Source organism: Sphingopyxis flava, from assembly GCF_900168005.1.
GTDB classification, from domain to species: domain Bacteria; phylum Pseudomonadota; class Alphaproteobacteria; order Sphingomonadales; family Sphingomonadaceae; genus Sphingopyxis; species Sphingopyxis flava.
On the sequence record NZ_FUYP01000001.1, the window covers coordinates 93,102 to 110,388 of the forward strand.

At 65.4% G+C, this 17,287-nt stretch carries 15 protein-coding genes; 14 read left to right on the plus strand and 1 reads right to left on the minus strand.

What is annotated here, in order from left to right; genetic code table 11:
- Positions 1–71 precede the first annotated feature (71 nt).
- The 6 genes from rpiB to B5X69_RS00495 all read left to right on the plus strand — a co-directional run bounded on the left by rpiB (position 72) and on the right by B5X69_RS00495 (position 5,619).
- Entirely contained in the window at positions 72–524 is a 453-nt protein-coding gene (gene rpiB / locus B5X69_RS00470; protein WP_079636666.1) for a ribose 5-phosphate isomerase B, read from the plus strand.
- Positions 521–1,828 carry a serine hydroxymethyltransferase gene (gene glyA / locus B5X69_RS00475; protein ID WP_079636668.1) on the plus strand — a complete coding sequence of 436 codons (1,308 nt, stop codon included), beginning with the start codon at positions 521–523 and terminating at the stop codon, positions 1,826–1,828. Before rpiB ends, glyA begins: the two co-directional genes overlap by 4 nt.
- 4 nt (positions 1,829–1,832) lie before the next feature.
- Positions 1,833–2,051, plus strand: coding sequence for a hypothetical protein (locus B5X69_RS00480; protein ID WP_079636669.1), 219 nt, complete (start codon positions 1,833–1,835; stop codon positions 2,049–2,051).
- A 3-nt stretch (positions 2,052–2,054) separates the two neighbouring features.
- Positions 2,055–2,525, plus strand: coding sequence for a transcriptional regulator NrdR (nrdR, locus tag B5X69_RS00485; RefSeq protein WP_053553650.1), 471 nt, complete (start codon positions 2,055–2,057; stop codon positions 2,523–2,525).
- Complete coding sequence (locus B5X69_RS00490; protein ID WP_079636671.1) at positions 2,522–3,265, plus strand: RNA methyltransferase; 744 nt, start codon at positions 2,522–2,524, stop codon at positions 3,263–3,265. The genes nrdR and B5X69_RS00490 overlap by 4 nt, the downstream gene beginning before the upstream one ends.
- 83 nt (positions 3,266–3,348) lie before the next feature.
- Positions 3,349–5,619, plus strand: coding sequence for an FdhF/YdeP family oxidoreductase (locus B5X69_RS00495; RefSeq protein WP_079636673.1), 2,271 nt, complete (start codon positions 3,349–3,351; stop codon positions 5,617–5,619).
- A gap of 32 nt (positions 5,620–5,651) precedes the next feature.
- On the opposite strand, the gene fdhD is transcribed toward B5X69_RS00495, so the two are convergent.
- Positions 5,652–6,476 (minus strand): formate dehydrogenase accessory sulfurtransferase FdhD, encoded by an 825-nt coding sequence (gene fdhD, locus B5X69_RS00500; RefSeq protein WP_245798483.1) that lies wholly within the window; start codon positions 6,474–6,476, stop codon positions 5,652–5,654.
- A gap of 135 nt (positions 6,477–6,611) precedes the next feature.
- On the opposite strand from fdhD, the gene B5X69_RS00505 reads away from it, so the two are divergent.
- The 8 genes from B5X69_RS00505 (at position 6,612) to cobA (ending at position 17,282) form a co-directional block, all read left to right on the plus strand.
- Positions 6,612–7,193 (plus strand): ANTAR domain-containing response regulator, encoded by a 582-nt coding sequence (locus B5X69_RS00505; RefSeq protein ID WP_079636922.1) that lies wholly within the window; start codon positions 6,612–6,614, stop codon positions 7,191–7,193.
- Positions 7,190–8,401, plus strand: coding sequence for an ABC transporter substrate-binding protein (locus tag B5X69_RS00510; protein ID WP_079636675.1), 1,212 nt, complete (start codon positions 7,190–7,192; stop codon positions 8,399–8,401). Before B5X69_RS00505 ends, B5X69_RS00510 begins: the two co-directional genes overlap by 4 nt.
- A gap of 272 nt (positions 8,402–8,673) precedes the next feature.
- Positions 8,674–9,885, plus strand: a complete 1,212-nt coding sequence (locus B5X69_RS00515; RefSeq protein WP_079636677.1) for a nitrate/nitrite transporter — start codon at positions 8,674–8,676, stop codon at positions 9,883–9,885.
- Position 9,886: 1 nt separating this feature from the next.
- A complete protein-coding gene (locus B5X69_RS00520; RefSeq protein WP_079636679.1) occupies positions 9,887–11,086 on the plus strand; it encodes an alginate export family protein in 1,200 nt (399 codons plus the stop codon).
- Positions 11,086–13,578, plus strand: a complete 2,493-nt coding sequence (nirB, locus tag B5X69_RS00525) for a nitrite reductase large subunit NirB (protein ID WP_079636681.1) — start codon at positions 11,086–11,088, stop codon at positions 13,576–13,578. The genes B5X69_RS00520 and nirB overlap by 1 nt, the downstream gene beginning before the upstream one ends.
- A complete protein-coding gene (gene nirD / locus B5X69_RS00530) occupies positions 13,575–13,916 on the plus strand; it encodes a nitrite reductase small subunit NirD (protein WP_079636682.1) in 342 nt (113 codons plus the stop codon). Before nirB ends, nirD begins: the two co-directional genes overlap by 4 nt.
- The gene (locus B5X69_RS00535; RefSeq protein ID WP_079636684.1) at positions 13,916–16,513 is read left to right on the plus strand and encodes a nitrate reductase; all 2,598 of its coding nucleotides are present in this window, start codon (positions 13,916–13,918) and stop codon (positions 16,511–16,513) included. The genes nirD and B5X69_RS00535 overlap by 1 nt, the downstream gene beginning before the upstream one ends.
- The gene (gene cobA / locus B5X69_RS00540; RefSeq protein WP_079636686.1) at positions 16,503–17,282 is read left to right on the plus strand and encodes a uroporphyrinogen-III C-methyltransferase; all 780 of its coding nucleotides are present in this window, start codon (positions 16,503–16,505) and stop codon (positions 17,280–17,282) included. The genes B5X69_RS00535 and cobA overlap by 11 nt, the downstream gene beginning before the upstream one ends.
- Positions 17,283–17,287 lie beyond the last annotated feature (5 nt).

The window sequence follows — 17,287 nt, forward strand, 5'->3', positions numbered from 1 at the left end:
GCTTATGGCCAATCTTTCATCCTTCCACTAAAGCGCGCTCATCGATTCCCTTTCGCCGCAGGAGACGCGCCATGCGCATCGCCATCGCCTCCGATCATGCCGCTTATGAGCTTAAGGCACTGCTCGCCGATTGGCTGCGCGGCGAGGGGCACGAGGTTGCCGATCTCGGCACCAACGGCCCCGAGAGCGTCGACTATCCCGATTATGGCTACCGTCTTGCCGACGCGGTCGCAAACGGCAGCGCGGAGCGCGGAATTGCGCTGTGCGGTTCGGGCATCGGCATCGCGATATCGGTCAATCGCAACCCGGCATGCCGCTGCGCCCTTGTGTCCGAGCCGCTCTCGGCCAAGCTTGCGCGCGAGCATAATGATGCCAATGTCGTCGCGCTCGGCGCGCGGCTGACCGGTATCGATATGGCGAAGGCGTGCATCGCGGCTTTCCTCGCGACCGATTTCGCGGGCGAGCGCCATTCGCGCCGCGTCGACAAACTTTCCCACCCGCCCGTCCTGGAGAACAGCCGATGACCACCGAAACGCTCGACAAGCCCATTAAATCGGCCGGCTATTTCACCGATGGCGTCGCCAGCGTCGACCCCGCAGTCGCCGCAGCGATGAAACACGAGCTCGACCGCGAACAATATCAGATCGAGCTCATCGCGAGCGAAAATATCGTCTCGAAGGCGGTGCTCGAGGCGCAAGGGTCGGTGTTCACCAACAAATATGCCGAGGGATATCCTGGCCGCCGCTACTACCAGGGCTGCGCGCCCTCGGACGAGGTTGAAACGCTGGCGATCGATCGCGCCAGGAAATTGTTCGACTGCAACTTCGCAAATGTCCAGCCGCATTCGGGTGCGCAGGCAAATGGCGCCGTGATGCTCGCGCTGACGAAGCCCGGGGCGACGATCCTCGGAATGAGCCTCGATGCCGGCGGCCATCTGACGCACGGCGCGCCGCCCGCCATGTCGGGCAAATGGTTCAATGCGGTCCAATATGGCGTGCGCGCTGATGACCATCTCGTCGATTTCGAGCAGGTAGAGCGGCTCGCGAAGGAGCATCGCCCTGCCCTCATCATCGCGGGCGGTTCAGCCTATCCCAGGACGCTTGATTTCGCGCGCTTCCGCGCCATTGCCGACGATGTCGGCGCGTTACTAATGGTCGATATGGCGCATTTCGCAGGGCTCGTCGCGGGCGGCGCGCACCCCTCGCCGATGCAGCATGCCCATGTCGTCACGACGACCACCCACAAGACGCTGCGCGGTCCGCGCGGCGGCATGATCCTGACCAATGACGAGGCGATCGCCAAGCGCATCAACTCGGCGGTATTCCCGGGTCTCCAGGGCGGTCCTCTGATGCACGTCATCGCGGCAAAGGCGGTGGCATTCGGCGAAGCGCTGCGCCCCGAGTTCAAGAGCTATGCAAAGGCGACGATCGCCAATGCACAGGCGCTTGCGAACCGGCTGAAGGCACGCGGCGCCGATCTCGTCGCTGGAGGAACCGACACCCACCTCGCGCTCATCGATCTGCGTCCGCTCGGCGTCACGGGCCGCGACGCCGACGAGGCGCTCGAGCGCAGCGCGATCACCTGCAACAAGAACGGCATTCCTTTCGACCCGCTGCCGCCGATCAAGACCAGCGGCATCCGCGTCGGCTCGCCTGCCGGTACGACGCGCGGTTTCGGTATCGCGGAGTTTGAGGAAATCGGCGACATGGTCGCCGACGTGCTCGAAGCCCTGCGCGACAAGGGCGAGCATGGCGACGCCGATGTCGAGGCCAATGTTCGCGGGCGTGTCCGCTCGCTCTGCGAGCGCTTCCCCATCTATCAGGACTGAACCGGTGGCACGGCAGCATCCCGAGGAACCCACGCTCGCCGAGCGAACGCTCGAAGAGGTCAAGGCGATGGGCAGGCAGGGAGCCGACCATCCCTCGACGCGCCCCGTGCTGACCGGCGCCGTCATCGGGGCAATCGCGGGTGGGTTACTTCCGGCCGTGAGCTGGCCGGTCGGCCTTTTCGCCGGGGCCGCAATCGCCCTCTTTGGCAGGGTGAAGCGCTAATCCATGCGCTGTCCCTATTGCGGCCATGAAGATAGTCAGGTGAAGGACAGCCGTCCGACCGAGGACGGCGCCGCGATCCGCCGCCGCCGCCAATGCGAGGATTGCGGCGCGCGTTTCACGACATTCGAGCGTATCCAATTGCGTGAAGTTGCAGTGCTCAAGGCCGGGGGCACCCGCGAACCTTTCGACCGCGAAAAGCTGATGCGCAGTGTCCAGATCGCATGCCGCAAACGCCCGATCGATGGGGCACGCATCGAACGGCTCGTCTCAGGCATCCAGCGCCAGCTCGAAACCTCGGGCGAGAATGAGGTGCAGGCGGCGCAGATAGGCGCGATGGTGATGGAGGCGCTCAAGGGCTTCGACAACGTCGCCTACATCCGCTTCGCCAGCGTCTACCGCGACTTCACCGAGGCCAAGGACTTTGAAGAGTTCGCCGCAACGATCAACGAAGCGGCGCACAAGAACGGCTCGTGAGCAAGGCCCCTCCCCCCGTCATCGTCCTCGTCCGTCCGCAGCTCGGTGAAAATATCGGCAAGGCGGCGCGCGCGATGCTCAATTTCGGGCTGACTGACTTGCGCCTCGTCGCGCCGCGCGATGGCTGGCCCAATCCCCACGCGGGGCCCGCCGCCTCGGGAGCGGACCGCGTGCTCGCCGACGCCAGGCTGTTCGCGAGCCTCGCCGAGGCGGTCGCCGATTGCGGCCACATCTATGCGACCACGGTGCGCAAGCGCGGGGTCACCAAGCCGGTTCTTCCCCCTGAGGCGGCAGCCCGGCAGGTTCATGCGCGCGCCAGTCGGTCGGCCTTTGTTTTCGGACCGGAACGCTCGGGTCTGGAAAGCGATGACGTCGCCCTCGCACACGAGATCGTCACCGTACCGATCAATCCGGAATTTGGTTCGCTCAATCTCGCGCAGGCAGTCATTCTGCTCGCCTATGAATGGTCAAAAGGCCAGGCCCTCGCGAGCCCTCCCGAGGCAGCGCTCGATCCCCCGGCCCCGCACGGCGAGCTTGAAGATCTTATCGACCATCTTGTCCGCGACCTCGATGCTGCTGGCTATTTCTTCCCGCCTGAGCGGACCACGGCGACGCTGCGCACGCTGCGTACGGCGCTTACGAAAACGGGCTGGTCGCATAATGATATCCGGATGATGCACGGGATCATCACAGCGCTCGGCCGCGCGCGCAAATCCGCGCGGAACCACGAGAGGGACTAGGCTGCGCGCTTGAGCGCCCCCCTCATTGGCGATAGACGCGGTTGTAGAGACCGCGCGAGACGGCCTCGACAGGAGCGCGGACGATGGCCGACGGCAAGCTGAAATACCGAAACTACACACGGCCCGCAGGCGGCTGGGGCGCTGCCGCCGCAACCGCGAAGGTGCTCCTCGAACAAAGCGTCGTCACCAAAGGCTCGCGCGCCCTGATGGCGATGAATCAGCCGGGCGGTTTCAAATGTCCAAGCTGCGCCTTTCCCGACGCCGACTGCACCAAAAAGCTCGAATTCTGCGAAAATGGCGCCAAGGCGCTCGCACATGAGGCGACGAAGTTTCGCGTGACGCGCGATTTCTTCGCGCGGCACACAGTCAGCGAGTTGATGGCGCAGTCCGATTATTGGCTCGAAATGCAGGGCCGCCTGACCGAACCGATGCGCTACGACGCCAAGAGCGACCATTATCTGCCGGTGAGCTGGGATGAAGCCTTTGCGACGATCGGCCGCCATCTGCGGGGGCTCTCCGACCCGAACCAGGCAGAATTCTACACCTCGGGGCGTACGCCGAACGAGGCAGCCTTCCTTTATTCGATCTTCGTGCGCGAATATGGCACCAACAATTTCCCCGATTGCTCGAACATGTGCCACGAACCCACGAGCCGTGGGCTGCCACCTGCGATCGGCGTCGGCAAGGGCACGGTGATACTCGAGGATTTCGAACACGCCGAGGCGATCTTCATCATGGGGCAGAACCCCGGCACCAACGCGCCCCGGATGATGAGCCTGCTTGTCGAGGCGCGCAAGCGCGGCGTTCCGATCGTCGCGGTGAATCCAATGCCCGAACGCGCGCTGATCCGCTTCACCGAACCGCAGGACGCGGTGCAAATGGCGACCTTCGGGTCGACGCAGATTGCGAGCGAGTTTGTTCATATCCGCGTCGGCGGCGACCTCGCGCTCCTCAAGGGCATGATGAAGGTCATGTTCGAGCGCGAGGCGGCGGGTGAGACCGTATTCGACCATGATTTCCTGCGCGATCACACCGAAGGCTTTGCGGAGCTGAAGCAGGATATCGAGGCACAGAATTGGGCCGAGATTGTCGCCGTGTCAGGAATTTCGGAAGAGCAGATCCGCCGCTGCGCCGAAATCTACATGCGCTCAAGCGCCACCATCATCTGCTACGGAATGGGACTGACCCAGCATCAACTCGGGTCGCGGCTGGTGCAGCAGGTTGCAAATATCCTCCTGCTCAAGGGCAATTTCGGGCGCCCCGGTGCGGGCATCTCCCCGATCCGAGGGCACTCGAACGTTCAGGGCGATCGCACGGTCGGTATCGACGAAAAGCCGAGCGGGGCCTATCTCGACCGGGTGCGCGATATCTTCGGCTTCGAGCCGCCGCGTGCGCACGGCCACCACACGATCGATGCCGTCGAGGCGATGCTTGCGGGGACCGCGAAAGTGTTCATCGGGCTCGGGGGCAATTTCGTCCGTGCCGTCCCCGATACCGAGCGCGCCTATGGCGCAATGCGTAAGCTTGACCTGACCGTCGGAATCGCGACCAAGCTAAACCGCGGCCATCTCGTCCACGGCAGGGAGGCGCTGATCCTCCCGGTTATCGCGCGCTCCGAGCGCATCGAAACCGCCGCGGGCGAGCAGTTCGTGACGATCGAGGATTCGATGTCGAACGTCAGCGCCTCGCGCGGTGTGCTCGAACCTGCGAGTCCGCACCTGCTCCCCGAGGTCGAGATCGTCTGCCGAATGGCAATGGCAACGCTTCCTGAAAGCAAGGTCGACTGGCAAGACTACATCGACGATTATGGCCGCATTCGCGACAAGATCGCAATGATCTATCCCGCGATCTATGAGGGCTTTGCGCAGCGGATCGAGGTGCCGCGCGGCTTCCACCTTGATATCCCACCGCGACGCCGGGTGTGGACAACCCCCAATGGAAAGGCAAATTTCATGGTCCTTCCGGGCTTGGAGGTCGACGCCAAGATCGCAGACCCGGCCATGTTGCGGCTTGCAACCGTCCGCTCGCACGATCAGTTCAACACCACCATCTACAGCTACAACGACCGCTACCGGGGCGTGAAGGGCGACCGGATGATATTGTTCATGAATGCGGCGGATCGGGAAGCCCGCGGGCTTGCGGCGGGCGCCCGCGTTGCGCTCGAGACGATCAGTGACGACGCGATTGTGCGGCGGGTCGAAGGCTTGACGGTCATCGACTACCCGATGTCGCGCGGCGCGGTGGCGGGCTATTATCCTGAACTCAATCCGCTCCTCCCGCTCGATCATTGTGACCCGGTGAGCGGCACGCCGGCCGCCAAGTCGATCCCTGTTCGGGTCATCGCCGCGACCTAGCTCAGCCCCTTTTTCAGCCAGATACCGGGCACTTAGTCTCCGGCGAGCGTCCCGCTTACCAACAGGGCCGAATCAGGCCGGGCGAGCGTCACCAGCGTCAGCCCGGCAGCGGCTGCACGCTCGGCTGCGAGACTCGTGGGCGCCGAGATGGTGACAAGCATCGGACAGCCGGCGCGGACCGTCTTTTCGACAAGCTCATAGCTGCAGCGCGCCGAGAGTAGAATGAAGCCGTTCGCGGGGGAGATAGCCGCGCGCGCAAGGGCCCCGATCAGCTTGTCGAGCGCATTATGCCGCCCGACGTCCTCGCGCGCGAGCTGGATCGCACCGTCCGGCGTGCAGAAGGCGGCCGCGTGCACCGCCCCCGTCGCACGGGCGAGCGGCTGATGCTCGCCAAGCGCTGTCAGAGCGGCAGCGAGCGCTTCGCGGCCAACCGCGACGCGCGCCGTGACCGGCGGCAGCGGGCGCAGAACCTCCTCAATATTTTCAATGCCGCAAAGGCCGCAGCTGCTCTCGCTCACTCGCCTTCGCGCCCGCTCAAGCGCTCGCGCGCTACGCTCGCGCGGCAGCCAAATACGCAGCGCCCACCCGCCCTCGATGGCATGCACGTCGATGCCTTCCACCTGATCGGGGCCATCGACGAGCCCCTCGCTCATGGCAAAGCCGAGCCCGAAATCCGGAAGATCGGTCGGTGTCGCCATCATGACGGCATATCCAATCCCCGAAACCTCGATCGACACCGGCGCCTCGATCGGCACCACCCGGTTCAGCGCCGCGTCACCGGGCTCGCTGAGGCCGACGCGCTGCACGGGCAGCGCGATCGAGTCGCGCTCAAGCTTTCGGGGTTTGCCCTCTTCCACCTGCACCTCGCATCGAATGCGGACCGATTGCCCGCTGGCGCTCCTCTATCCCAAGATCGACCGCAAATCGCCCCTTCTTTGGGTTCCGCTGCAAGGGGCTGGCGAAGCCTGCCGGCGCAACGTATGGCGCGGGGCATGCGGATCGCGATCATCGACACCAGCACAACGCGCGCTGCGATCATTTCGGACGGCCTGCGCGAAGCAGGCCTCGATGATCTCATTCTCATCGACCCCGAGGGGCCGATCGTCGCGCAGGTCGAAGCCGCGCGCCCCGAAGTCGTCCTGATCAACCTCGAAAACCCGAGCCGGGATCTTCTTGAGGATTTCTTCGCCATGTCACGTGCGCTCGCGCGCCCGATCGCAATGTTCGTCGATCAGAGCGATGCCGAAGCGACAGGCGCCGCAATCGACGCCGGCGTCTCGGCCTATGTCGTGGATGGGCTCTCGAAACAGCGGATCAAACCGGTCGTCGATCTCGCGGTGCGGCGCTTTCAGGCCTTTTCACGGCTCCAGCGAGAGCTCGACGAAGCGAAGAACGCCCTCGCCGAGCGCGGGACAATCGACCGGGCCAAGGCAATTCTGATGAAACGGCGGGGAATCGACGAACCTGCCGCCTATGCACTGCTGCGCGGACAGGCGATGCGGACCAACCGCCGGATCGCGGAAATCGCCGAGGCGATCGTGACCAGCGACGCGCTTTTGGGAGATATGGAGTGAGCGCCGAACGCTTCCGCATCGGCTTTCTGCCGCTGGTCGACGCCGCGCTGCCGATCCTCGCCCATGAACTGGGCTTTGCCGCGCGCGAAGGCGTCGAGATCGAGTTCATTCGTGACATGACCTGGGCGACGGTTCGCGACCGATTGCTCTACGGCCATACCGACGCTGCGCACATGATAGCGCCGCTTGCGATCGCCACCGCGCTCGGCCGCGACCGGCCCGCGGTCCCGCTTGCGGTCCCCTTCGTGCTTGGCTTGAACGGCAATGCGGTGACCTTTTCGACCGCGCTTGCCGCGGAGGTCGGGCTCGGCGATGGTCTCGGCGATCCCGAAGCGCTCGGCGCGGCCCTGCGCGAGGCGGCAGCGGCCCGCAAGGCGGCGGGCCGTCCTTTGCGCTTCGGCGTCGTCCATCGCTATTCGAGCCATAATTATATGCTTCGCTACTGGCTTGCCGGGGTCGGCATCCGGCCCGACGACGACGTCGAAATCGCCGTGACCAGCCCTCCCTTTGCCGCCGATGCGCTCGCTGCAGGCGAGGTCGACGGCATTTGCGTCGGGGAGCCGTGGAACGCCATCGCGGTCGATCGCGGCGTCGGGCATATCGCGCTTGCAACGGCGCAGATCTGGCGCCGCGGGGTCGAAAAAGTACTCGCCGTCCGCAGCGACGTGATCGAAGCGCGCCGCGATGCGGTCGAGGCGCTGCTGCGCGCGCTCCACGCGGCGGCCGCGCATTTCGTCGAACCAGCGAGCGCGGCCGAGAGTGCCGCCATCCTCGCGCGCCCCGCCTATCTCGACGCCCCGCCCGACGCCATCGAACGAGCCATCACCGACCGCATCCGCGTCGTTCCTGGCGGCGCGCCGGTCGCCTACCCCGATTTCATGTTCCAATATCGCGAGGCTGCGAATTTCCCCTGGCGCAGCCAGGCGGCGTGGCTCTATTCGCAAATGGTGCGCTGGGACAATGTCGCCTTCTCGCCCGCCGACGCCGCGACCGCGGCAGAGGTCTTTCGTCCCGACATCTACCGGACAGCACTCGCGGGCTCGGGCGCGCCGCTGCCAGGCGCCAGTTCAAAGCTCGAAGGCGGCCTCGACGCCCCGATCGGCGCCGGCTCGACGCAAGGCCGCCTGCTCCTCGGCGCCGATCGCTTCTTCGATCGCCGCGCCTTCGACCCTGAGGATATTGCAGGATATCTTGCCGGTCTTCCCTAGCGGCCGAGCGCTTTGCCGGGCGGCGTGAAGCAAAAATGTTGCACTGCAAAATATCCGCTTGCGCGCGCAAGGCGAATCAGGCAATTTGACGGCACCCGGCAAGGCTGCCGGGCCGAGATCACAGCGGCGCCGCTCCAACGAGGGGGCTGGCCCGCGCGGCAGGCGGGGAGCCTTTTCCCGCACTCCAAGAGGCAATGAAGCCGTCAGGATGCGCCCGCATGTGGCCGCCGTCCTGGCGGCTTTTTTATTGCCCGTCGCAAAAGGGACGGACGATGACGAAGGAAGAATCGAGCTTCTGGTCGAGCGGGCATTGGCCGACATTGGTCGCGGCCTTTCTCTATTTTGACCTCGCCTTCATGGTGTGGGTCATCCTCGGGCCGCTTGCGCCTGCAATCTCCGAGGACCTGGGGCTTACACCAGCCCAAAAGGGGCTGATGGTCGCCGTCCCGACGCTCGCGGGCGCGATTTTGCGCGTCAGCAACGGCCTGCTCGTCGATCGCATCGGCCCCAAGCTCTCGGGCGCAATCAGCCAGCTAATCGTCATCGCCGGGCTCATGGCCGCGTGGTTGACGGGCGTATCGAGCTTTGCAGGAACGCTCGCGCTCGGCGTTGTCCTGGGCTTCGCAGGGGCGAGCTTTGCGATCGCGCTACCTCTTGCAAGCCGATGGTACCCGCCCGAGCATCAGGGCAAAGCGATGGGGCTTGCCGGCATGGGCAATTCAGGAACCGTGCTCGCCGCGCTTTTTGCGCCCGGTCTTGCAACGCTGTTCGGCTGGAATTCCGTTCTCGGCCTTGCCTGCATCCCGCTCACGATCGTCTTCATCGCCTATCTCTTCCTGGCAAAGGACGCACCCAATACCCCCGCGCCCAAGAAGCTGATCGACTATTTCGAGCCGCTCAAGACCGCCGACGCCTGGTGGCTGATGGGCTTTTATTCGGTGACGTTCGGGGGATTCGTCGGGCTCGCCGCCTCCCTGACCATCTATTTTACCGACCAGTTCCACCTGACCCCGGTGATTGCGGGCTATTGCACTGCGGGCTGCGTCTTTGCAGGATCGCTCGTGCGGCCCTTGGGCGGCGCGCTGGCCGACCGGATCGGCGGCGTGCGTGCGCTCATGATTGTCTATGTGGTGGCAGCGCTCGCGCTCGCGGGCGTGCCCCAAGGGGAAAGCCTCCCCGCCGCGCTCGCACTGTTCGTTATCGCGATGCTTGCACTTGGCACCGGTAATGGCGCGGTCTTCCAGCTCGTTCCCCAGCGCTTTTCCGAGGAAATTGGCGTGATGACCGGGCTTGTCGGCATGGCGGGAGGCGTCGGCGGCTTCTACCTTGCCTCCTCGCTCGGTTTCGCCAAGCAATGGACAGGCAGCTTTGCGCCTGGTTTCTACATCTTTGCGGGGCTCGCTTTGGGGGCCCTCGCCGCGCTGATGTTCGTCAAGAGGCAGTGGCGCACCACCTGGAGTGCGGCCGAGGGCGTGCGGATCTGACATGGCGCGCGCGCTCCTTCTTCTTCCGGCGCTGATGCCGGCCACGCTCTGCGCACAGGACATCGAGCTTTCCCCGCTCGGCGAGACTCGTCTGCGCTATGAAAGCGTCGATCAACAGGGTCTCTCCGGCGGAGCCGACGCGCTGACGCTGCGCGTCCGGGCCGGGGCCGCGGCAAGCGCGGATCGCTGGTCGGCGCTGATCGAGGGCCAGGCCATTCTCGCGATCATCGATGATTATTTCAGCGGCCTGGGGGAGAGCGCTGCGTCCCCGCTGATTGCCGATCCTGAAAACATCGCCCTTAGCCGCGCGCAGCTTCGCTATGCAGCGCAGCGCTTTGCAATCACGGCAGGGCGCCAGAGGCTCGCATTCGATGATGAGCGTTTCGTCGGTTCGGTCGGCTTTCGCCAAAGCGGCCAGAGCTTTGACGCCGTGCGCGCCGACATCGAGCCGGTGCAAGGCGTGACGGCGCATATCGCCTATGCGTGGAGCGTCCGCACGATCTGGGGCATCGACGGCGTCGGTGCGCGGCAACAGGCGGTGTCGGGCGACAATCTCTTTGGCACGCTTGGCGCCGCGACGCCGCTCGGAAAGCTCACTGCTTTTGCTTATCTTGTGGATCAGGACGAGCCGGCGGTGCAGGATTTCCGACTATCGAGCCAGAGCTATGGCGCCCGGCTCGAGGGAAGGCAAAAGCTTGGGCGGGCGAAAATCGCCTATCAATTTTCCTATGCGCGCCAGTCGGACTGGCACCGAAATCCCAATCGATACGCGGCTGATTATTATCTGATCGACGTCGGCGTCGACCTTGGTGGGCCGCGGATGGGCGCCGGATATGAAGTGATGGGCGCGGGTGATGGCGCCGCGCTCACCAGTTTCCAGACCCCGCTTGCAACGGGTTTCAAATTCCAGGGGTGGGCGGACAAATTTCTGGTGACGCCGCCCGATGGTGTGCGCGACCTCTACGCGAGCGCGGGCTGGAACTGGGAAGCGATCGGTCCCCTCAAGGCCGTCACGCTCCAGGCGATCTATCACGACTATCGCAGCGATCGGATGAACCGTTCCTACGGCGAGGAGATAGACCTGCTCGCGAGCGCGATGCTCGGCAGATCCACCGCTTCGCTTCGCTTCGCACGGTACCGCGCCGATGGCTTTGCCACCGATACGAACAAATTTTGGCTCCAACTGGACTGGATAATCTGATGAAATATCGCCCAATCACGGCCGAGAGCGACACGCGCGATCATCTCGTGGTGATCGGCAACGGCATGGCGGGATGCCGTGCGGTCGAGGAGCTGCTCGCCCGCGACCCTTCCCGCTTCCGTATCACGATTTTCGGCGCGGAGCCGCGGGTCAATTATAACCGCATCATGCTCTCCCCGGTCCTCGCAGGGGAGAAGGAGTTCGGCGACATCATCATCAACGACGCCGACTGGTATGCGTCGAACGGCATCGCGCTCGTTACAGGCGATCCGGTGGTCGCGATCGACCGTTCGGCGAAGACGGTGACGACGCGCAGCGGGCTTGTGGAACGATACGACAGGCTGCTCATCGCGACCGGCTCGAACCCCTTCATCATTCCGGTGCCAGGCAAGGATCTTCCCGGCGTCATCGCCTTCCGCGACATGGACGATGTCAACGCAATGCTCGCAGCCGCCGACGCCGGCAAGAACAGGGGCGGCGGCGCGGCGGTGGTCATCGGGGGCGGGCTGCTTGGACTCGAAGCGGCGCACGGGCTCTCGTTGCGGGGCATGAAGGTCACCGTCCTTCACCTGATGCCCACGCTGATGGAGCGGCAGCTTGACGAGGCGGCAGGGTGGCTCCTCAAGCAGGCCCTGGAGGCGCGCGGCCAGACGATCCTGACCGGGGCCGACACCGCCGAGATCGTCGGGGAGATGAAGGTCGAAGGCGTGAAGCTCAAGGACGGAACGCTGATCCCGGCCGACCTCGTCGTGATGGCCGTCGGCATCCGCCCTTCGACCCAGCTCGCCCGTGACGCAGGCCTTGCCGTGGGACGCGGCATTCAGGTTGACGACCATATGGTGACAAGCGATCCAGCGGTTCTGGCGGTGGGCGAATGCGTCGAACATGACGGTCAGGTCTACGGCCTCGTTGCGCCGCTCTGGGACATGTGCCGGAGCCTTGCCGACGGCCTTGTCGACAAGCCCACAGGCTATCGCGGCTCGGTGACGTCGACCAAGCTGAAAGTTTCGGGGATCGACGTCTTTTCAGCGGGCGATTTCTCAGGCGGCGACGATTGCGAGGATATCGTCCTGCGCGATGCCAGCCGCGGGATCTACAAGCGCGTGGTCCTTCGCGACGATCGCGTCGTGGGCGCCGTGCTTTACGGCGACACCGCCGACGGGAACTGGTATTTCGACCTTCTCAAGACCCAGGAAGATGTCTCGGCGCTTCGCGACATATTGATCTTCGGCCAGGCCTTCGCCTTCGGAGGTGGGCGGGCGGACCCTAAGGCGGCCGTTGCGGCGCTTTCCGATGACGCGGAAATTTGCGGCTGCAACGGCGTGACAAAGGGTCAGGTGGTTTCGTCCATTGCCAAGGGAGCACATAGCCTCGACGCGGTGCGGAGCAGTTGCAAGGCATCGGCAAGCTGCGGATCGTGCACCGGTTTGGTCGAAACCCTGCTCGCGCTGACCTTGGGCGATGAGGTCCGCTCGGGCCCGAAAACATTGTGCAAATGCACAAGCTTCGGCCACGACGATGTCCGCCGCGAGATCATCGCGCAAGGCATGCGCTCGATCCCCGAGGTCATGCAAAAGCTGCACTGGGCGACGCCCGACGGCTGCGCCTCCTGCCGTCCCGCACTCAACTATTATCTGCTCTGCGCGCTCCCCGGCGCGTATCAGGACGACCAGCAGAGCCGCTTCGTCAACGAACGCCTCCATGCCAATATCCAGAAGGACGGCACCTACTCGGTTGTCCCGCGCATGTGGGGCGGGATCACGAGCCCCGCCGAGCTGCGCGCAATCGCCGATGTGGTCGAGAAATTCAGCGCCCCGATGGTCAAGGTGACTGGCGGCCAACGGCTCGACATTTTCGGGATCAAGAAAGAGGATCTGCCCGCGGTTTGGGCGGATCTCAATGCCGCCGGAATGGTCTCGGGCCATGCCTATGGCAAGGCGCTGCGGACGGTGAAGACCTGTGTAGGATCCGAATGGTGCCGCTTTGGAACACAGGATTCAACCGGGCTCGGCGTCAAGATCGAGCGGATGAGCTGGGGCAGCTGGATGCCCCACAAGTTCAAGATCGCGGTCTCGGGCTGTCCCCGCAACTGCGCCGAGGCGACGATCAAGGATTTTGGGATTGTCTGCGTCGACAGCGGCTACGAGCTCCATGTCGGCGGCAACGGCGGCATCCATGTGCGCGCGACCGACCTGCTGTGCAAGGTTGCGAGCGAACAGGAAGCGATGGATTATTGTGCCGCCTTCATCCAGCTCTACCGCGAGGAAGCCCGTTATCTCGAGCGCACCGCGCCGTGGATCGAGCGTGTCGGGCTTGATTATGTCAAGGCGCGCCTTGTCGAGGACGACGCCGGCCGTGAAGCGCTGCGCGCCCGCTTCCTCGTCTCGCAAAGCTTTTCGCAGGACGACCCCTGGGCGCAGCGTGCTGAGGGCGCCGAGGCCGAACATCATGCGCCGATGGCGCGCTTCACACCGCAGGAGGAATTGGCATGACCACCGCAGAATGGCTCGATATCGGCTGGGTCGATCAGATCCCCGTGCGCGGCAGCCGCACCGTAAAGGTCGAAGGCGGCGATGATATCGCGCTCTTCCGCACTGCGGAGGGCAAGATATTCGCGCTTCGCGACCGCTGCCCGCACAAGCACGGGCGCCTCAGCCAGGGCATCGTCCACGGCGGGGCGGTTGCCTGCCCGCTCCACAACTGGCGGATCAGCCTCGCGACGGGAGAAGCGCTGGGCGAGGACAAGGGGTGCACACCGACCGTCCCCGTCAAGATCGATGGCGGCCGCGTCCTCCTTTGCCGCGCGAGCACGCTGAGGGCGGCTGCTTGATGGCAAAGGCGATCCGCACCACCTGCGCCTATTGCGGTGTCGGCTGCGGCATCCGCGCGGCGGTCACCGGCGCGCGCAGCGTCGAAATCCTCGGCGATCCCGACCATCCTGCGAACCGCGGGCGCCTCTGCTCCAAGGGCACGCATCTGGGGGAAACGGTCGGGCTTCAAGGCCGCCTCCTTTATCCGATGATCGCAGGCCGCCGTGTGAGCTGGGACAAGGCGCTCGATCTTGTTGCCAGGCGCTTCAAGGAAACCATTGCTCGCCACGGGCCGGGCAGCGTCGCTTTCTACGTCTCGGGTCAGCTTCTGACCGAGGATTATTATGTCGCGAACAAGCTGATGAAGGGTTTCATCGGCAGCGCAAACATCGACACCAACTCGCGCCTGTGCATGTCGAGCGCGGTCGCGGGCCACATGCGTGCCTTCGGGGAGGACGTCGTCCCGGCGACCTACGAAGATCTGGATGCAGCCGATCTGTTCGTCCTGGTGGGATCGAACACCGCCTGGTGTCACCCGATCGTCTACCAGCGCATCCGTGCACGCTGCGAGGCGGGCGCGAAGCTTGTCGTCATCGACCCGCGCCGCACCGAAACCGCCGAAGAAGCCGACCTCCACCTCGCGATCCGTCCCGGCAGCGATGTCGCCTTGATGAACGGACTTCTCCAATATTGCCGGGAGACGGGCATCGTCGACGAGGCCTATCTCGGCGCGCATGTTGCGGTACCGGCGGACTTTTGGGACCGGCTTGGAGAGGGAAATGACCTGTGGTCGGCGGCGCGCATCTGCGACGTCGCCGCCGCCGATCTCAGGCATTTCTATGAGCTTTTTGCCGCGACGCCGCGCACCGTCACGCTGTTCAGCCAGGGGATCAACCAATCGACCGCGGGCACCGACCAGGTCAATGCGATCACAAACCTCCACCTCGCGACGGGCCGGATCGGCAAGCCTGGCGCCGCCCCTTTCTCGATCACCGGCCAGCCAAACGCGATGGGCGGGCGCGAGGTCGGCGGGCTCGCCTCGACGCTCGCTGCGCACCGGGATTTCGCAGCAGAAAGCCGTGCCAGCGTCCAGCGCTTCTGGGCGGCGCCGACCATGGCCGAGAAGCCGGGCCTCAAGGCCGTCGACATGTTCCGTGCAGTTGGCGAGGGCCGGATCAAGGCGCTCTGGGTCATGGCGACCAACCCCGCCGTCTCGATGCCCGATGCCAACCGCGTGCGCGAAGCGCTCGGAGGCTGCCCCTTCGTCGTCGTCAGCGATGTAGTCGAGAAGACGGACACCACCGCCTTTGCGCACGTCCGCCTTCCTGCCGCCGCGTGGGGTGAGAAAGACGGAACCGTGACCAACTCGGACCGCACGATCAGCCGCCAGCGCGCGCTCTTTCCTCTCCCCGGCGAGGCGCGGCCCGACTGGTGGATCGTCAAGGAAGTCGCGCGGCGCATGGGTTGGAAGACCGCCTTCGCCTACGACCGGCCCGCCGACATCTGGCGCGAGCATTGCCGTCTTTCGACCTATGAGAATGAGGGCGCGCGCCGTTTTGCGCTGCCCGGCGCCGCGCAGGGCGGAAACGCCGCCTATGACGCGATGCTTCCTTTCCGCTGGGGCGGCGACCGCCCCTTTGCAGACGGACGCTTTTCGACCGAAGATGGCCGCGCGCGGCTCATTTCGGTCGCGCAAAAGCCGCTTGCGGATCCCCTCGCCAAATGGCCGCTCACGCTCAACACGGGGCGCTACCGCGACCAGTGGCACAGCATGACGCGCACGGGGCTCGCTCCAAAACTGGCCCGCCACCGCGAAGAGCCGCTGGTCGAGATGCACCCGTCCGATGGAGCTCGGCACGGGCTTAGCAACGGGGCGCTGGCGCGGGTCGACACCCCGCAGGGTGAGAGCCTCTACCGCGTCGCCTATTGCGAAGGCCAGCGCGCCGGCGAACTCTTCGTACCGATCCACTGGACCGATCGCACCGCGAGCGGCGGACGAACCGGGCTGCTGCCCCGCCCGCTCGTCGATCCGGTCTCGGGCCAGCCGGGATTCAAGCGCACGCCGGCGTCCATCGCCCTGGTCGAGCCGTTATGGTGCGGCTTTCTGCTCCTTGCCGAGGAGCTTGCTGATCGACCGGCGTGTCTCTGGGCGACGCGTGTGGCGGTTCCCGCCGGGGTCCTTTGGGAGCTCGCAGGCGATGAGGCCCTCCAGCGTATCGAGGCGCTGCTGCCGCGCGGCGAACGGATCGAGGCGCAGGACGCTGCGCGCGGAACGCGGCGCATCGCGATCGTGGCGAACGGGCGCCTTGCTGGCGCCTTGTTCGTCACGCAGAGCGGCGAGCTCCCGCCACGCGACTGGCTGATCGCGCAGCTCGCCGCCCCCACCGTCGCGCCCACGCTGCTCGCCGGGCGCGCGCCGGGTGCGCAGGCTGACCGGGGCCCGGTCGTCTGCGTCTGCTTCGATGTCGGGATGACGACAATCGTCGCCGCGATCCGCGATCAAAGCCTCACCGACGTCGCGGCAATCGGGGCGGCGCTGCGCGCCGGCACCAACTGCGGCTCGTGCCGTCCCGCGCTCGCGCGCATCATTGCCGAGGAGAAGAGCCATGCTGCATGATGATTTCGCTCCAGCCATGGTATGGCTCGTCGGCGCGGGCCCTGGCGACCCCGAATTGCTGACGATGAAGGCGGTCCGGCTGATTGGAGCGGCCGACATCGTCTTCTACGATGCGCTCGTGAGCCCCGATGTGCTCGCCTTGATTCCGCCGCACGCCGAGCGAGTGAGTGTTGGCAAAAGATCAGGGCGCCACTCGAAGGACCAGCAGTCGATCGACGCGCTGCTCGTGGCTGCAGCGGGCGCAGGACGGCGCGTTGTCCGGCTGAAAGGCGGCGATCCGTCAATCTTCGGACGCGCGGCCGAAGAGATCGGCGCGCTCAGCGCGGCGGGGCACAGCGTCCGCATTTGTCCAGGCATCACCGCTGCGAGCGCCGCGGCCGCGTCGGCGGGGGTATCGCTATCGCTGCGAGGGGTTGCACCAGGCGTGCGCTTTGTAACCGCGCACAGCCGCCGCGGCGCGGCACTGGGCCTCGATTGGGATGCGCTCGCAGCTGACAGCTCAACCTTGGCTTTCTACATGGGACGCGATGCCGCGCCCGAAATCGCCCGGCAGCTGATCGCAGCAGGCTTGCCTCACTCGACGCCCGTGATCGCCGCGTGCAACGTCAGCTGCCCCAACGAACAGCAGGTCGTGACCCGGCTCGACCTCCTCGGTCTCGCCGTCCGCTCGCTTGCAGCCGGCGCGCCCACGTTGATCCTCGTTGGTGAAGCGGTGCGCGGCGCCAGGCAAGCCAGCAGGGCCCGCAGCGCGGCCGCGCCAGCCGGTTAGCGCGC

Bases quoted from the DNA above. Each gene is read 5' to 3' on its own strand.
- B5X69_RS00520 (WP_079636679.1), top strand. From the start codon at position 9,887: ATGGCGCGCGCGCTCCTTCTTCTTCCGGCGCTGATGCCGGCCACGCTC.
- glyA (WP_079636668.1), top strand. From the start codon at position 521: ATGACCACCGAAACGCTCGACAAGCCCATTAAATCGGCCGGCTATTTC.
- rpiB (WP_079636666.1), top strand. From the start codon at position 72: ATGCGCATCGCCATCGCCTCCGATCATGCCGCTTATGAGCTTAAGGCA.
- B5X69_RS00535 (WP_079636684.1), top strand. From the start codon at position 13,916: ATGGCAAAGGCGATCCGCACCACCTGCGCCTATTGCGGTGTCGGCTGC.
- B5X69_RS00515 (WP_079636677.1), top strand. From the start codon at position 8,674: ATGACGAAGGAAGAATCGAGCTTCTGGTCGAGCGGGCATTGGCCGACA.
- nirD (WP_079636682.1), top strand. From the start codon at position 13,575: ATGACCACCGCAGAATGGCTCGATATCGGCTGGGTCGATCAGATCCCC.
- cobA (WP_079636686.1), top strand. From the start codon at position 16,503: ATGCTGCATGATGATTTCGCTCCAGCCATGGTATGGCTCGTCGGCGCG.
- nrdR (WP_053553650.1), top strand. From the start codon at position 2,055: ATGCGCTGTCCCTATTGCGGCCATGAAGATAGTCAGGTGAAGGACAGC.
- B5X69_RS00495 (WP_079636673.1), top strand. From the start codon at position 3,349: ATGGCCGACGGCAAGCTGAAATACCGAAACTACACACGGCCCGCAGGC.
- B5X69_RS00505 (WP_079636922.1), top strand. From the start codon at position 6,612: ATGCGGATCGCGATCATCGACACCAGCACAACGCGCGCTGCGATCATT.
- nirB (WP_079636681.1), top strand. From the start codon at position 11,086: ATGAAATATCGCCCAATCACGGCCGAGAGCGACACGCGCGATCATCTC.